The 15,117-nt window shown below is 55.0% G+C and carries 15 protein-coding genes, 2 tRNA genes and 1 pseudogene; 11 read left to right on the top strand and 7 right to left on the bottom strand.

Annotation, left to right across the window (positions count from 1 at the left end; all coding sequences use genetic code 11):
* Nucleotides 1-45: 45 nt before the first annotated feature.
* The 8 genes from zapB (at nucleotide 46) to WB650_RS17110 (ending at nucleotide 4,622) form a co-directional block, all read left to right on the top strand.
* Nucleotides 46-294 carry a cell division protein ZapB gene (gene zapB, locus WB650_RS17145; protein WP_422303574.1) on the top strand — a complete coding sequence of 83 codons (249 nt, stop codon included), beginning with the start codon at nucleotides 46-48 and terminating at the stop codon, nucleotides 292-294.
* Between the two features lie 3 nt (nucleotides 295-297).
* The gene (locus tag WB650_RS17140) at nucleotides 298-570 is read left to right on the top strand and encodes a cell division protein ZapA (protein WP_422303573.1); all 273 of its coding nucleotides are present in this window, start codon (nucleotides 298-300) and stop codon (nucleotides 568-570) included.
* Nucleotides 571-837: 267 nt separating this feature from the next.
* Complete coding sequence (locus WB650_RS17135) at nucleotides 838-1,548, top strand: 5-formyltetrahydrofolate cyclo-ligase (RefSeq protein WP_422303572.1); 711 nt, start codon at nucleotides 838-840, stop codon at nucleotides 1,546-1,548.
* Nucleotides 1,481-3,028 carry a ribonuclease Y gene (gene rny / locus WB650_RS17130; protein ID WP_423961360.1) on the top strand — a complete coding sequence of 516 codons (1,548 nt, stop codon included), beginning with the start codon at nucleotides 1,481-1,483 and terminating at the stop codon, nucleotides 3,026-3,028. Before WB650_RS17135 ends, rny begins: the two co-directional genes overlap by 68 nt.
* An 89-nt stretch (nucleotides 3,029-3,117) precedes the next feature.
* The gene (locus WB650_RS17125) at nucleotides 3,118-3,669 is read left to right on the top strand and encodes a hypothetical protein (RefSeq protein ID WP_422303381.1); all 552 of its coding nucleotides are present in this window, start codon (nucleotides 3,118-3,120) and stop codon (nucleotides 3,667-3,669) included.
* A 161-nt stretch (nucleotides 3,670-3,830) separates the two neighbouring features.
* On the top strand, nucleotides 3,831-4,370 hold the full coding sequence (locus WB650_RS17120) for a hypothetical protein (protein ID WP_422303382.1): 540 nt from the start codon (nucleotides 3,831-3,833) through the stop codon (nucleotides 4,368-4,370).
* 57 nt (nucleotides 4,371-4,427) lie between these two features.
* Nucleotides 4,428-4,503, top strand: a tRNA-Gln gene (locus WB650_RS17115).
* Nucleotides 4,504-4,547: 44 nt separating this feature from the next.
* Nucleotides 4,548-4,622, top strand: a tRNA-Glu gene (locus tag WB650_RS17110).
* Nucleotides 4,623-4,762: 140 nt separating this feature from the next.
* Here WB650_RS17110 and WB650_RS17105 read toward each other — a convergent pair.
* The 7 genes and pseudogenes from WB650_RS17105 to WB650_RS17075 all read right to left on the bottom strand — a co-directional run.
* A pseudogene (locus WB650_RS17105) lies at nucleotides 4,763-5,017 on the bottom strand (tyrosine-type recombinase/integrase); the annotation flags it as partial.
* Complete coding sequence (locus WB650_RS17100) at nucleotides 4,968-6,164, bottom strand: aromatic ring-hydroxylating oxygenase subunit alpha (RefSeq protein WP_422303383.1); 1,197 nt, start codon at nucleotides 6,162-6,164, stop codon at nucleotides 4,968-4,970. The gene WB650_RS17100 and the pseudogene WB650_RS17105, both read right to left, overlap by 50 nt.
* A gap of 85 nt (nucleotides 6,165-6,249) precedes the next feature.
* On the bottom strand, nucleotides 6,250-6,687 hold the full coding sequence (locus WB650_RS17095) for a hypothetical protein (RefSeq protein ID WP_423961338.1): 438 nt from the start codon (nucleotides 6,685-6,687) through the stop codon (nucleotides 6,250-6,252).
* A 39-nt stretch (nucleotides 6,688-6,726) separates the two neighbouring features.
* The gene (locus WB650_RS17090; protein WP_422303385.1) at nucleotides 6,727-7,071 is read right to left on the bottom strand and encodes a DUF6616 family protein; all 345 of its coding nucleotides are present in this window, start codon (nucleotides 7,069-7,071) and stop codon (nucleotides 6,727-6,729) included.
* 80 nt (nucleotides 7,072-7,151) lie between these two features.
* The gene (locus WB650_RS17085; protein WP_422303386.1) at nucleotides 7,152-7,568 is read right to left on the bottom strand and encodes a GlcG/HbpS family heme-binding protein; all 417 of its coding nucleotides are present in this window, start codon (nucleotides 7,566-7,568) and stop codon (nucleotides 7,152-7,154) included.
* A 77-nt stretch (nucleotides 7,569-7,645) separates the two neighbouring features.
* Nucleotides 7,646-8,689, bottom strand: a complete 1,044-nt coding sequence (locus WB650_RS17080) for an NAD(P)-dependent alcohol dehydrogenase (protein ID WP_423961336.1) — start codon at nucleotides 8,687-8,689, stop codon at nucleotides 7,646-7,648.
* 248 nt (nucleotides 8,690-8,937) lie between these two features.
* Nucleotides 8,938-10,515, bottom strand: a complete 1,578-nt coding sequence (locus WB650_RS17075) for a sigma 54-interacting transcriptional regulator (protein WP_423961334.1) — start codon at nucleotides 10,513-10,515, stop codon at nucleotides 8,938-8,940.
* 351 nt (nucleotides 10,516-10,866) lie between these two features.
* Between WB650_RS17075 and WB650_RS17070 the strand changes: the two genes are divergently transcribed.
* The 3 genes from WB650_RS17070 (at nucleotide 10,867) to WB650_RS17060 (ending at nucleotide 15,073) form a co-directional block, all read left to right on the top strand.
* Nucleotides 10,867-12,033 carry an aromatic ring-hydroxylating oxygenase subunit alpha gene (locus tag WB650_RS17070; RefSeq protein WP_423961332.1) on the top strand — a complete coding sequence of 389 codons (1,167 nt, stop codon included), beginning with the start codon at nucleotides 10,867-10,869 and terminating at the stop codon, nucleotides 12,031-12,033.
* A 98-nt stretch (nucleotides 12,034-12,131) separates the two neighbouring features.
* Entirely contained in the window at nucleotides 12,132-13,712 is a 1,581-nt protein-coding gene (locus WB650_RS17065) for a DUF1302 family protein (RefSeq protein ID WP_422303245.1), read from the top strand.
* 74 nt (nucleotides 13,713-13,786) lie between these two features.
* On the top strand, nucleotides 13,787-15,073 hold the full coding sequence (locus tag WB650_RS17060) for a DUF1329 domain-containing protein (RefSeq protein WP_423961330.1): 1,287 nt from the start codon (nucleotides 13,787-13,789) through the stop codon (nucleotides 15,071-15,073).
* Nucleotides 15,074-15,117 lie beyond the last annotated feature (44 nt).

Genomic DNA, 15,117 nt, shown 5'->3' with positions numbered 1-15,117 from the left:
GCGTAGTTTATCAAAATTTAAACTAAAGGTAGAAGATTCTCTCTCATGGCCACAGATGTCTTAAAGCAACTAGACGAACGTATTCAAGCTTCCGTCGCGCGTATTCAGCAATTGCGCAAGGAAAATGAGCAACTCGCACTGAAGCTGGCGGAAATGGAAAAACGCTACGCCGACGCGGCCGGCCAGGTGAAGCAGTTGAGCGCCGAGCGTCTGCAGCATGAAAACGAACGCAACGACGTGCGCATGCGGATCGAAAAAATCCTCACCCGCTTCGACGGGATCGATCTCGGATAGAGAATGAAAGGCGTCAACGTCCAGATCATGGGACAAAGCCTGACCGTCGCCAGCGATGCGGGCGACGACTGGGTCAAGTCTCTGGCTGAGACGGTCGATGAGAAGATTAAGGATATCCGCGCCGGGAGCCAGTCGATCAATTCAGTGAACCTGGCAATCCTGGCTGCGTTAAATTTCGCCGAGGAGCTCGAACACCTGCGTCGGGAGCATCAAGAGCTGGTGGATCGAATCGCGGCGATGAATAAACGGCTGTCCGCGGCGATAGACGGAGAATGAGCATGAACCGTCGAAACGTCGCGCGGCATCCGAGAGGTGAACGATTTCGGACGGGGGCGGGAATTGTGGATCTCGAGAGCAGCCTAAACGCGGTGCTTACAAGAATGAGGCCCGTGCGATATTTTCCGACCGCATCGAAGGCTTTCGCGACAGAACGTTTCGCGGATACAGGCCGGCTGTCAGCCGGTTCGAGAAGACAACGACAGGCGCACGTGACGGCAGTAAAAAACCAAACGGCGCAATCGAGCAGTTAAACCCGCTCCCGCCATGGCGACGACTGTGGCGGACGAAAAGAAAAATCTTCGCGCGATCATGATCGCATGCCGCAACGCGGTTTCTAGCGAGCGTGCGAGGGCATCGTCACAGACTGTGCAGCGCAACCTGATCGCGAGCGAGTACTACCGCGAAGCCTCCGCAATTGTTCTGTACGCCGGAATCGGTAATGAGGTTTCCACGGACCTCATCCTTGCCGACGCGTTGAAGTCGGATCGCGCCGTCTTCTATCCGCGCGTCGATGTGGGCATGATCGTTGCCCGACGGGTTCGCGATCGCGCCGCGCTTGTCGCCGGTGCGTACGGAATCCTCGAGCCGCCTGCGTCGGCGGAAGTTCTCGACCGCAAAAGTTTCGCGAAAGTTCTCGTGTGTGTTCCCGGCGTTGCCTTCGGACTCGAAGGACAGCGACTGGGCCGTGGCGGGGGTCACTATGATCGTTTCATCGCCCAACTCGGCGACGAAGCGATCACTGTGGGGCTCGCCTTTTCATTCCAGCTGCTCGATCGAATCCCCGAGACGGGGTTCGACCGGCGGCTTAACTTCATTGTGACCGAGTCCGAGGTTCATCGTGCCTGCGAAGCGCCACTGCTGGCACGCCGAACACGGACGAAGGAGGTAAACCCGGGTGGCTCTAATCATGGCAATCCTGGGATTCATAATTGGTGGCGCGGTCTTATACATTTGGGGAATAACGAAACAGCGTAACGACGCCGTTAACCTGGAGGCCGCGCGCGCTCAGGCCGAGGAAATAACCAAGGAGGCTCAAACACGGAGCCAGTTAGTAGTTAAGGAGGCAGAACTCAAGGCAAAGGATATGGTGGTCGGCGCCAAGGCCGACGCCGAACGCGAGATGCGCGATCGCAGGCGCGAAATTGCTGCGATGGAACAGAAACTCGAAGCACGCGAGGAGACTTTCGAAAAGCGCCAGGAAGCATTCGAGCGGCGCGAAGCCGATCTCAATCGGCGCGATCAAAGTCTACGCTCGCGCGAGAAAAGTCTCACCGACAAGGAAGATGTACTGCAGGCACATATCGACGAGGCCCGCACCAAGCTCGAAGCCGTCGCCGGCCTGACGCGCGAGGAAGCCAAGCGCTCGCTGATGGATGAGATGATCGGATCGGCGCGCACCGACGCAGCGAAACACATTCGAATCGTCGAGGAAGAGGCGCGCGAGGAGGCTGACCGCCGCGCCAAGCGAGTCGTCGCGATCGCAATCGAGCGGCTGGCGGGCGAATTCGTTGCCGAGCGCACGGTTTCGGTAATCGCGCTGCCCAACGACGAAATGAAGGGCCGTATCATCGGTCGCGAAGGACGTAATATCCGCGCGATCGAGGCGGCCACCGGCGTCGATATCATCATCGACGATACTCCGGAGGCGGTCGTGATTTCGTGCCACAACCCGATTCGCCGCGAGATCGCGCGGGTGGCACTGATGCAGCTCATCTCGGACGGACGCATTCATCCCGGACGCATCGAGGAAGTCGTGCGCAAGGCCGAGCAGCAGGTCGAGGAATCGATTCGCGAGGCCGGTCAGCGCGCGATTATCGAAGTCGGCGTGCATGGAATCCATCCCGAACTGGTCAAGCTGCTCGGGATGCTCAAGTATCGCTACAGCTATGCGCAGAACGTATTGATGCACTCGATCGAAGCGGCGTTTATCTGCGGCGCGATGGCGGCCGAGCTGGGGCTCAACGAAAAGCAGGCCCGCCGCGCGGCGCTGCTGCACGATATCGGCAAGGCGCTGACGCATGAGGTCGAAGGATCGCACGCGTTGATCGGCGGCGAAATCGCGCGCAAGTACGGCGAGTCGGCGAAGATCGTCAATGCGATCGCGGCGCATCATGAGGAGGTCAAAGCCGAGACGATTCTCGCGCCTCTCGTCGATGCTGCCGATGCGCTCTCGGGTGCGCGTCCGGGAGCCCGGCGTGAAGTGCTCGAGAGCTACGTCAAGCGGCTCGAAGATCTCGAGACGATCGCGAAGTCGTTCAAGGGCGTCGAGAAGTGCTTCGCGGTGCAGGCCGGCCGCGAGATGCGGGTGATCGTCGAGCCGTCGCAGATCTCGGACGAGGACACGTCGATGCTGGCGCGCGATGTCGCGCGCAAAATCGAAACGGATATGACGTACCCGGGCCAGATTCGGGTCACCGTCATTCGCGAGACCCGCGCAACCGAGCTCGCGAAATAGCGAATACGCAATTCCAGCCGGAGGCCCGATCGCAGAAACGCGGTCGGGCCTCCATGCTTTAACGCGACGTTTCGGTTACCTTCGACGCCATGTTTGAAGCCGAACGGATCGCCGGGATCGATTTTGAACCACGCCGGTTGCGCGATTGTCTTCGGCCGCCTTTCCGCAAATTCGAATTCTCGACGCCGATGAGCCCCGCGCATGCCGCCCGCGTCCTTCAGGAGATCGTAGAGCCGCCGCGCAAGTGGGGATGGCCGTCTTCCACCAAGCGCGGATATTTCGAGGGCAAGGTGGCGGGCAGCCGCTTCAAAATCCATCGCGTCATCGGTTACCAGAACTCGTTCATCCCGATCATCGAGGGGAATTTCCGGCGCGACGGTTTGGGGACGATGGTCGCGGTGAACATGCGATTGGTGTGGCCGGTTATTCCCGTCTGGATCGCCATAATAGTTTTCCTGGCGTGGAGTTCAGTCAGCGTCGATTCACCGGTGGCCGGTCCCTTCGGCGTGCGAATGGTGGTGATCGCGATGACGCTCTTCATCTATCTGGTCGCGACTGTTCCTTTCGCGATCGAGTCGCGAATCGCAATGAAGCGCCTGCTCGAGCTTCTGCGCGCCGGGCCCGCTCTTTCGTCATCCTGACGAAGCGAGCAACGCGAGCGGCAGGAAGGATCTCGGACAGCTTCGCGCAGCGAAGCCGGTTCCGGTTTCGAGATCGCGCAGCGGTCCTTTGTGATGCCGTCGGTGCGCATGCTCGTTCGCGCTTTACCGCGCGGGAAGCCAGACGCTATCATCCATCCACGATGCCCACGACGCGCGAAGTCCTCGATGCGACTATCGCATTGGAAAAAAAAAGCATGGCGCTGTACGCGCGCTTCGCGAAGATTTTTGCGAGCACGCCGGCGCTGCAGGATTTCTGGTTCGGGATGGCGCGTGATGAGGCCCGCCACGTCGGCGCGTTGGATCTCGTCACGACGGTGCTCGATCAGGAAGCGATGCTCGATAAGCCCAGTCCAATCTCGCTCGAAGACGCGACGATCGTGAGGCTGCGGACGCTGCTCGATAAGTCGCAGGCTGACGCGACGCCCGGAATCAAGCTCGACCGCGCGCTCGAAATCGCGCTCGAAGTCGAGGAGACGGAGCTCGAGGATCTCGTGTCTGATCTGCTGAAGGCGTTGCAGGCGCCCGACGAGTACGAGCGATGCCTGCGCTTGCTCGTTCACGACCTCGGCGAGCTGAGCTACATGATCGAACGTCACTCCGCCGATCCTGCGCTACTCTCGCGATGCGACGCGCTGGTCAATCGTCACGCCGAGACGCTCCGCCACAGCGCCGGCAGGTAGGCTCGCGCGGACGCGGTGGCGCGCGCGCTGGCCGTTGGTTATATTTCAGGGCTGCGCTGAGGAGTGGCCAAATTGGTAAGGCACCTGACTCTGGATCAGGCGATTGTAGGTTCGAGTCCTACCTCCTCAGCCAAGTGAAAAGTTATTTGCATGCGCGCCGCCAAAGCGCGCGACGATGGTCCCATCGTCTAGTGGTTAGGACACCGGCCTCTCACGTCGGGAACGCGGGTTCGACTCCCGCTGGGATCACCAAATGAAATCAAGGGGTTGTGCGGTCCTGCCGAAGGCATTCGATCGCTTGCTGCCGGATTGGTGCCATCTTCTGATCTCCGAGACCCAATCTTGCCCAAGACGACGTTGTTCACCGCCTTGAGGTAGGCGTCGGACAGGTGCGAGTACCGCAGCGTCATTCGGGGGTCTCTGCCCAGTAACGCCTGCAGGCCTCGACCCTGCACTCCCGACATCGCCTGATAACTCGCGAAGGTGTGACGGGTATCATGCAAACGCAAGTCTTCGAGCCCCGTACGTTTTACTGCGCGATGGAAGGCCATCGTTACCTGATGCGGTTTGAACGGGAAGAGCAGGTCATCATCGATGTTACTTCGATGCCGACTGGTTTTCCGACAAACCCTTTGCCTTCCATGCATCGTGGCCCTCGATACGCGCCAAAACATATTGAGCCAATCTATGGACGACACTCTCGTGTACTGAGTACCGGCCGGGACGGAACATTCGAGACTTATAGCCTTTGGCGGCAAGTCCGAGGACGCGTATGTCCTGATCGTTGAAGCCATCCACGCCTTCAACATTAGCCTTATCAATAGTAGCGAAATCGGGACGATCCAGAATTGACTTAGGATAGTGCCAGTCAACGATCACTTTCGTATGATGTGGACCCTGAGGCAGCATGACGTAGCAAATAGTGCTATCGGGCTGAAGAGCCAGGAGCATATTTGGATAGAGCAGAATGAAGTACTGTCGCTTCTGCTCCACTTCCGTCAATTCTGAGATCATCGACGTAGGCGCGCTGGCATTACCGGGCACATTCATCGAGAGCGGCTCATCGAACTCTCCGAGCAAAATGTCGTACATCCCACGACCTTCGATGATGCTCCAATGGTCAATCTTGCTATATTCACCGGCTCCCCCGTGGGTGCCGGTAACATGGTAGCCTTCGAGATTGTTCTCAGCCACCATCTTCCAGTTGCATGGGAAGTCATATTCCTTACGACCTGTGCATGCCAGGTTACCCATGTCGTAGTTTTTGACAAATCGAGTTATATCACCCAGGAATGTAGCCAATGACTTACAATTCTGATCGAAATTGACAAACACATGCCCTTCCCATATATCGACTTTCAGTCGGGTTAACCCGTGCTTTGTGGGATCAAAATTCTTGGTCTCGGTCATGGTTGGAGCGCCAATAAGTTTGCCATTCAGTCCATATGTCCAGTTATGATAAGGGCACATGAATGATCGGCAGTTGCCTTGGCCTTGAACAACGATAGCTCCCCGATGGGCACACACGGGCGAGAAGGCGCCGAGTTTGTTCGTCAGATCTCGAACAACGACAATGGGTTCCTCGGCGACTTCAAAGGTGAAGTAGTCGCCCGGTTTGGCAACCTGCGCTGCGTGTCCGACCCACAGCCACTCCTTCAGGAAGATGCGCTCTCGTTCGAGCTCGTAGAGATCCGCGGAGGTGTAATACGTCGCCGGTGGAGCGGCGGCGTCCTTGAAGGGCAAGCTCATTCCAGCTAGCTCGGTCTCCGTGAAGATATCAGTTAAATGTTTCATAAAAACATCAACATCCTTAGCGACTGAATAGTTCGTGGAACCATCGCTGTACTGTTAACCGTCCACATAGACTCTCGAAGCAACTCTAATGCTTTGCCCTCCATACACCGTTTGAGGAAACTGTGCCGCCCGCATAGCAGGTGAACGTCCCGTTCATCTTGTTGCCGGCGACCGAGCCTTTGAACGTACAGTTATAGCTATTTGGTTGAGCCTGTACGTTGATTTCAACCTTGCCATTACTAACACTGCCGCTCGTAACCGAACCGACAGGATTGGCGCAATCGGCATTCGCTTTTTTACCAGCGAAGCATTTGTATGAACCCGACAGCGATTCGCCAGTCTGAGTCAGGGAGAATTGGATACTCCGAACGCGGAATTCCTGCATTCCGACGTTCCCGGTAGTCGTGCGAGTGCCTTTCCATACACCGGACAGATTCGTCTCGCCATTATCGGACTGGGCACCGGCTATATTAGAGCAGCCAAGCATCGCAAGAAGTATGAGCGATACCCATACAGCTTTCATCTTAGGTGACATACCGATCCTTGGTGGATAGCGCGATGATCAGAGTTCGGTGTCGATTTCGGAGGCGCTACACCATTCCTCGGCGGTGATCGACTTTCCTACCATGTTCTTTTGGTCGAAATATCGGTTCCATCCGAATTTCTCGTTGCCATCAATCAGCTCTTCGATCGCTTGAAAGCTTGGGAACTGCCAGTAGGCCATTACATCCCAACCACCTTCAGAAGTAGCGCGACATCGCCATAGCCCCAAGAGCTTTGCGCCCGATTGGTCCAGGGTGCCCAAGGTCTCTCGAATCTTCCCAATAAACTTCCGCTTGTGCGCATTCGGCAACGCATACCATTCGGGTCGGGGTTTCCAAATTTCAAGAAGCGTGTAGGTAGCCATCTATAATCCTCCGATAGATTTCCGCGTTAACTAAGTGATCGTAACCGCCAGAGATAGATCCAGGATTTTAAATCAATCCGCTATTTGGCTGCGTCCAAACCAGCCTTGGCGCAGGCAATGTCAGCTTCGATGCTGCCGCCGCTAACTCCGATCGCGCCGACCACAGAGCCATTGATCATCACAGGAAAGCCGCCACCGATGGCAGAGACCCGCGCTACTTGAGGAATGCCTGCGAGCAGCGAAGCGTCGCCTTTGATGAAATCAAAGAAATCGCCCGTGGGCATACCGAAAAGGGCGGTGAACGCTTTGTTCTGTGCGATTTCGATCGGTACCGGTGAGGCGCCGTCCATGCGACAGAAGGCCTTCAGATTACCACCCTCATCAACCACCGCGACGACCTGCGCGACCTTAAGCTCGGAGGCCTTGAGGACGGCGGCCTCAACCATCTTAGTGGCGAGGCCAGCAGAAATACTTGGTTTATCAACCACTTTAGTCATGGGGTTTCCTCTTTGCATTTGTTTCGTGCTGTCATTTCATCGATGCCTGGGCGACTAGCCCTAGCGTTCAAAGAAGCTCATGGCACTAATACTGCCCGACCCTTTATCCTGCCCGCATGTAGATCGTGGAGAGCAACATTCACGTCGCGCAGACGGTATTCCTTGGTCGCCAGCTTGATCATTTTGCGACGGGCCAACATCATCAGTTCGCACAGCTCGGCATAGTTACCGACCAGGTTGCTTATGATCGATTTCTCGGAGATGACCAGGTCCATCGTTGGTATTTCGATTTTCCCGCCGTAGCCCACTAGATAATAGCTGCCAGCGTTGCGAGTCATCGCGAGGCCTTTGCTGATGGTATCGCCCTCAGCTACGAAGTCGATTACGGCGTGGGCGCCGCTCCCAGCCGTCAAAGCCTTGACGGCTTCAACCTCGTCCCCGTGAGCGATGACTACATGATCGGCGCCGCACTCCTTGGCCAGCGACAGCGCTGGTTCCGATCGGTCGACAACTATCACTTCGGCCGCGCATAGCGACTTCAGAACCTGGATACCGATGTGTCCGAGTCCTCCGGCGCCGATAACCACGACAAAGTCTCCCGGCACAAGATGCTTAGAAGCCTTCTTCGAAGCTCGATAGGCAGTCAGTCCGGCATCCGCATACGGTGCCGCTTCCTTGGGAGTCAGGTCGTGAGTAAGTTTGACCAACGCTCGCTCACCCGTCACGAGGTGCTCCGCATAGCCTCCATTCGAGTCGACTCCTGGGAAGACGCTCTCGCCGTCGTGCATGTCATTGCCACGACGGGCTTCCAAAGAATGTCCGGCCGTGACTAGTGGATGGCAGACGACGGCGTCGCCGACCTTGACGCTCCTAACATCCTTCCCCACCTCCTCCACCCAACCCGCGTTTTCATGTCCGAGTATGTAAGGAAGCTGGACGTTGATCTTTTCGCGCCAAAGTCCCTCAATGATATGCAGGTCAGTCCGACAGACACCGGCTCCACCAATTCTTACGATGACGTCAGTCGGTTTTTCGATTTCAGGATCGGGAACGCTTTCGTAGCTCAAGAAATCACGTCGACCAAATGTCGGATCGTATTCGTGAAGAACAGCAGCTTTCACAGCGATCTACTCCCTGGCTTTCGCGACCCAATTAGTCCCGACAACGACTGAGATCACGTGATCGAAAGCGTGTTCGCGCGGTCTATGCGCCGAAGCTAGACGCGAACGTACGAGAGCTAGCGGGCCTGCAATAAGCCTGCCACAACGGTTCTCGGCAAATGCGCGGAGTTATAGCGGACGAGCCAATGCCGTTAACGAAATGTCGTTAGTGATGACAATTGGCTGAGAGCTGGAAGTTGCTCGAGAGTTCAGGCGTGTGGACCGGGACGCTGGACATTCAAGCGGGCCATGCGGCTGCGGACTGTACTGGGATGAAGACCCAGTAGGTCAGCGGCTCCCTTGCGGCCGTTGATTCGCCAACCAGTCGCATTCAGCACGCGGCGTATGTGGTCCGCTTCGACCTGTTCAAGGGTACGTATGGACCCATCGCTTGAAATTTCCTGCGGCGCGCTGGTTGGACGATCGAACAGGAGAGTCCTCGCTTCAAATGTATCGCAGGACTCGAGCAACAGAGCACGTTGGATGAAATTCTCGAGTTCACGGATGTTGCCGGGCCAGGAATGCTCACGCATTGCCCGCAACGAGGCGGCATCGAGGCACGGGAGGTTTCGCTGCATCGCTCGACCATGCATCTCGAGGAAGTACTTTGCCAGTGGCTCCAAATCTTGGAGAGTCTGCCGCAATGGTGGCAGCGCAACCTGAAAGACATTCAATCGATAGTAGAGATCAGATCGAAATCGCCCCGCGGCGACCTCGGCTTCGATATTGCGGTTGGTGGCAGCAATTATCCTGACGTCAATTGGAACCGGAACACCACCGCCAACTCGCTGGACACTTCGATCCTGCAAAACCCCGAGCAGTTTGACCTGGTTGTCGAGTGGAAGCTCCGTGATCTCATCCAGAAACAGCGTCCCGCCATTGGCCTGCTCAAAGCATCCGAGCCGACGGGCGTTAGCTCCGGTAAAGGCCCCCTTCTCATGGCCAAACAGCTCGCTCTCGATTAGCTGCGAATTAATCGCAGCACAGTCGCACTTTACAAAAGGCTTCTTTTTACGGTTGCTCCAATCATGGATCTTCCGTGCCAGGACCCCCTTGCCGGTTCCCGTCTCGCCGACTAGAAGGACCGTTGAGTCGGTTTTCGCGATCACTACAAGGCGATCCACCGATGATTGCATCGAGGGACGAATAAGAGGGAGATAGCCATCTTGAGTCTCGGCGCTACCCCTCTCCGGAGCGTTGCGAACGTTTCCTTCGCTTGCAGCCGTCCTGGGGCGTTTATTGGACGCAGTTACCGAGGTGGCAATTTGACGTGCTATGCCACAAAGCAGGTCCATCTCGGCTTCCGACAGGTTTGAGTACCGCTTGAAATCCGTGTTCAGAGTTCCTATGCAGACGCCGTCAACCAGTATAGGCATTTGGGCAGCGAAACGGAGTCCTTCGTCCAGAAGAGGCTGGTCTTCGAAGAACGCAGTATTGGAATCCAAGGTATGGAGCATCGGCATGCGGGAATCGAATACCATACCGGTCCTACTTCCCTGGTGAGGAACCTTCGTTCCGATACCTAGCCTGCTTTCTCCTTGTACAGCTAGCGCGACGAGCTCAAACAGATTTTGATCTCGGTCGTATAGGGCTAAGCTTGCTCGGTCGATATGGAGAAAGTGACGCAAGGCCCGGGACACTGTGTCAAAGAATAGATCTACATCTACTGCGTTTGCGAGCCTTTCACCCATTTCGAGCAATACGTGTTTGTTCGTTCCCGAAAAACCGATCGATTCCGTATCGAGGGATTTTTCTCGATCCTGCATTACGGAAACCCAATCGTACATAGTAAATCCTCGTCTTTCCCGGAGCCGTATTCGCGCGCATTTCTCAGGCAGAACAGGCTACCGAAAGTTCGGGGCCAGACGCAAATTGAACGCGAAGCAAGGGTTTTAACTCGAATGTTCCCGATTTTCAATGTCCGATTCAATGTAGCGATCGTTCTAGACAGGAAAAGGAGCCCGGAATCGTTTTGCCGCCTCTCAGCCAATTGTAATCGCTAACGAAATTTCGTTAGCAGCGCCATCGAACAGCCCGCATCAGACCCATTTTGCCCAGGAACTTCATGGCATGAAAATTGCTGTCCGAAAAATCGACTAATACGATTCGATTATCTGCGTGATGGAGGGGATATCTCGATGAGAAACCTCACCGATATTTTTAGCGAAGCAGAACTTGAAGCGATGAGGCGCCCGCTGGAGGAGGCTGTGCCGCCGCCGGCGCAGTACTACACGTCGAAAGATCTATACGAACTCGAAGTGGAGAACATTTTCCTGAAAGAATGGCTCTGGGTCGGTCACACCGAGCAGTTAAAACAACCCGGAGACTATTTCAGCTTCAACATCGTCGACGAGCCGATAATAGTCCTCCTCGATCAGTCCAACCACCTCCGCGCGTTTTCCGCCGTATGCCGTCATCGCGGTGCGGTGGTAACCGCTGGCGAAGGAAACTGCAGGTCCTTCAGCTGCCCCTATCACGGCTGGACCTATTCGCTGACGGGACAGCTAATCGGCGCTCCACAAATGCGGGAGGTCAAGGGTTTCGATCCAGCTAAATACGGTCTAATCCCTTTGAAGGTGGAAACCTGGGAGGGGAGCATCCTCGTCAATTTTGATCCTAACAGTAAGCCCCTGTCCTCGACGTTAGGAGAGCTTCCAGCCTACGTCAAAAATTTCAAAATGGGCGAACTCGTTCCCACCGAGCGCCGAATCTACAAGTTTGAATGTAACTGGAAGATGCTCGTCGAAAATTTCGCCGAGGCCTATCACGTCACTGCCACCCACGGAAATACTCCAGGCTATAGCGACTTGCGCTATTGGAGCGTGGCAAAACCCCGGGGATCATACGAAATTCTAATCGGCGAGTTCGATGAGCCTATGGTTACAAACGTACCTTCAAGCTCCGGCAAACCCGCTTACGTGCTCGAGAATCTCACCGAAGCAGAGAAGAGAAGACAACAGTACGTAGTGTTACTGCCGAACTGGGGCTGGTCGCTTCAGGCCGACGGAATGATCTGTTTCGTAATGGTCCCCGACGGACCTGACCGCTCTCACTTCATTATGGATTGGCACTTCCCGAAGGCTGTCATGGAGAGTCCCGATTTTCCCGAAATATCCCGGGCCTCTTACGATGCGGTAGACGGATTTAACGACCAGGATATTCGGGTTCTGGGAAATACATACCTCGGATATAAGTCGCGCCTGTTTCATCCTGGCCGGTTTTCCTTACACGAGCCGATTCCACACCGGTTGGTACGTTACGTATTGGACCGTACAGATCGAAAGCGGACCGACGCCGCGAATTAATCCAAAGCGACGGCCGGCGACCAAGTCTTACGATGCTTCCAACAACCGAGCGTAATCTTCAGAACATCAGATGCCAAGCGGCGGATATCGGTGAAAGGATGAAGACAAAATATCGGCGAAAAATGATGTCGGTCGTGCTTTTTTGGCTGGTTGGCTTCTTCCTCATGTTTTCGAGAGCGGCGCAAGCCTGTCAGACCTTTGACGAGATCGGAATCACGACGTGCATAACTCTGTTCAGTTCGGCATACGTCAATCTACCGGATAGCAGACGAACAGTATTCGACGCCAATGCAGAAAAGTTCTTTACGAGGCATCCAGATAATCTTCTCTTCCAGCCAAACGAGGCACTGGTAGTTCTCGACGGGAATCCTCAGAAACTCTCCGAACTGGTCGGGTTTCCTATTCACTGGCACCTGGAGGTGCGTCCTCACTACGACTCAACCTACGACGCCACCGGCTTTGGTCAGGGCCAGTACCACAGCTTTTTGTCGGACCTCGCGACCAACGTGAGCGGCGATCAGCAGAACAACTTCTTGCCACTGATCAGAGAGTATTACGTCGACCTGCACCCGAAGCATTTTTTCATCCGGCTCGGACGCCAGATCATTGCATGGGGCAAGTCGGACGGCGTGTACATGTTGGACATCCTCAACAACTTCAATCTGATCAACCCTCAGATCTTTAACGAGCAGCAGATCAAAATTCCGGTGTGGGCCGCCAATATCAATTGGCAAGCTACGAACAGCGGGGAGCTTCAAGGGGTTTTCATACCGCAAACCTATCCTACTTACTACACTGGTCTCCAATTCAAAGGTGGATTTCCCATAAACGGGTCCTATGGCGATTTCACTTATAACTCGGTCGCATTAATTAACAACGAACTTAACGGTTCGCTGGGTTTCAAAATTCCAACTGATGTAAACACTCCTTCCACCCGCCTGAACAATTGGACCTATGCCGCGCGCTGGTCTGAGCAACGCGGGAGCATTCACTACACATTGAATTATCTCTACACCTGGACAACGAGCATGATCTATTATCCGAATACCGGAACATACTTGACGGCCACCAGTATAAATCTGCATCCCCACCGTATGACTGTCGCCGGAGGATCTGCGGACTATGAGTTTAACACCGGTAATGCCTGGCTTGACGGAACTGTCCTTAGAGCTGAATCTGCGGTGACTAATGGAGATGTTTACTATGAAGGCACGGTGGGCAATCCGGTAGACGTCACGCACTGGGGGTTTCTTGGGGGCTTAGACAGATATATCCTCGGGGACTATCTCGAACGTCCAGTCTTTTTCAGTTTTCAATATTGGCAGGATTGGGTACTACGTCGCAATAACAAATGCGCATGCGGCCCCTATTCGAATGAGTTTCAGGACATAGGTTACGGGGGCAGCCACTCAGGGTTTCGCGGGCTCTACAAGAGTCTGTCGACTCTCTATCTCGATAAAACCTGGTTGACCGGCGACATTCTAGACTCCTCGCTGTCGGTAGTGCACGACTGGGAGTTCAATGATTGGTGGCTCCAACCGCACATAGGATACCGAATCTCTGACAAAACGACATTGGGTCTGGGTTTCAACGTCTACGCCGGCCAGCAGCAAACGCCATATGGAGAATTTACAAATTTATCGAACGTATTCTTTGAGATTCACCAGGTGTTGTTGTGAAACTCGAGGTCGAGCTGCGTGTAAGGATGGATGGTCGGACACTAGAAATCGGGAAGAGAAAGGAGAGAGACGGCATGCCACGAATCATATCGAGCAGAATGGCAGCTCTATGGCTATCAGCCATAGTGGCTACTTTTGTAGTTGAATTGATTCCTTCAATTGTTTGCAACGCAAACAGGGTGTTCGCTGAGGAGGTCACGATGGCGGTTCCGGATGTGCCGCCAGTCCCGAAAGTTATAGCGGGTAAGCCTTATAGTGTGACCAAGGGAGAAAGTCCGGGGACGTGGGTGGTGAAGTGGGGCGACCAATCGATGCTGTGGAAGACTCAGCCGTGGATGGAAGAGCGTGAACAGAAGCTGGGCCCGGCATTTCTTGCGCAGTGGACGACGCCGGGCTTGCCGATGCCTTTCGAAGTGCCAATCGAGAAGCGGGATAAGATTCCCGCCACGGAATGGAACGACCGAAGTCTAACGTACAGCTACTATGCTCCGTACTATAACAACGGCTGGGATTGGGCACCTTTTAGCGTTCTTTTGCCTGATGGTTCGGTTCGCACGTCCGGCTTTGACATGGAGTTTTATGTCGGCTACGCGAATGGTCTCGGAAAAGAATATCTTTCTGACAGCGAAATCGCAGCGAATAACCTCAAGCGCAAGTATCTTTGGGAATTAGTTGCACCTGAAGAGTTGCGAGGCGAAGGGGGTGTTACTACCGTCTTTATGGATCCGACTCTGGTTCCAGAAGATACGCTATATTTGCCAACGGTCAGACGCACGCGTCGTTTGGCTGGAGCCATCGCGAAGCAATATTTTCCAGGCACAATCTATCGTTATGAGGATGTGAGCTATACGCAGGCATTGCCCCAGCTCGATTATAAGGTCATCGGTTTCAAACTGTTCGATCCACCTGAGACACTCCGCGGCTTTAACAACCAGGGAGCTCCGGCGACCGTGAAAAGGGTCAGTGGTGCGGGTGACGTAGTGGCGATTATCCAGGTCACTCCAAAGCCTGGCGTCAGTTGGTGGTACGCCAAACGCCTCGAGTATGCCGGCCTGATGGGAATGTGCATGTACTACAGCGAAGAGTTTGATGCCAACGGCAAGCAGATCCGCTATTTCACGCACCTTCCTGAGACTGGTGCCAACCCCAACCTACATATGGGGAGTCCGACTGGACCGAACAATGCGCCTGTGTGGTGGACGGATTGGGGAGTTGCAATCATCGTTGACCTTGAAGGCGGATTCGTACAGGACGGGTACGTCAGTGTTGGCGGCTTCGATGCCAAAACATCGCCAAATATCTTTTCAGAAACGACATTGGCTGCGCAACCAATGACATTGGTTGATTGGCTTTCTCATTAAACGATTGAGATCGCTACTGGCCGGACAAAGATCGCGCGTTCGCA

It is taken from the genome of Binatus sp. (SeqCode) (assembly GCF_049584895.1).
In the GTDB taxonomy this organism is placed as follows: Bacteria; Desulfobacterota; Binatia; order Binatales; family Binataceae; genus Binatus.
The sequence above is the reverse complement of the archived record's forward strand: the minus strand, read 5'-3'. Positions and strand labels throughout refer to the sequence as shown.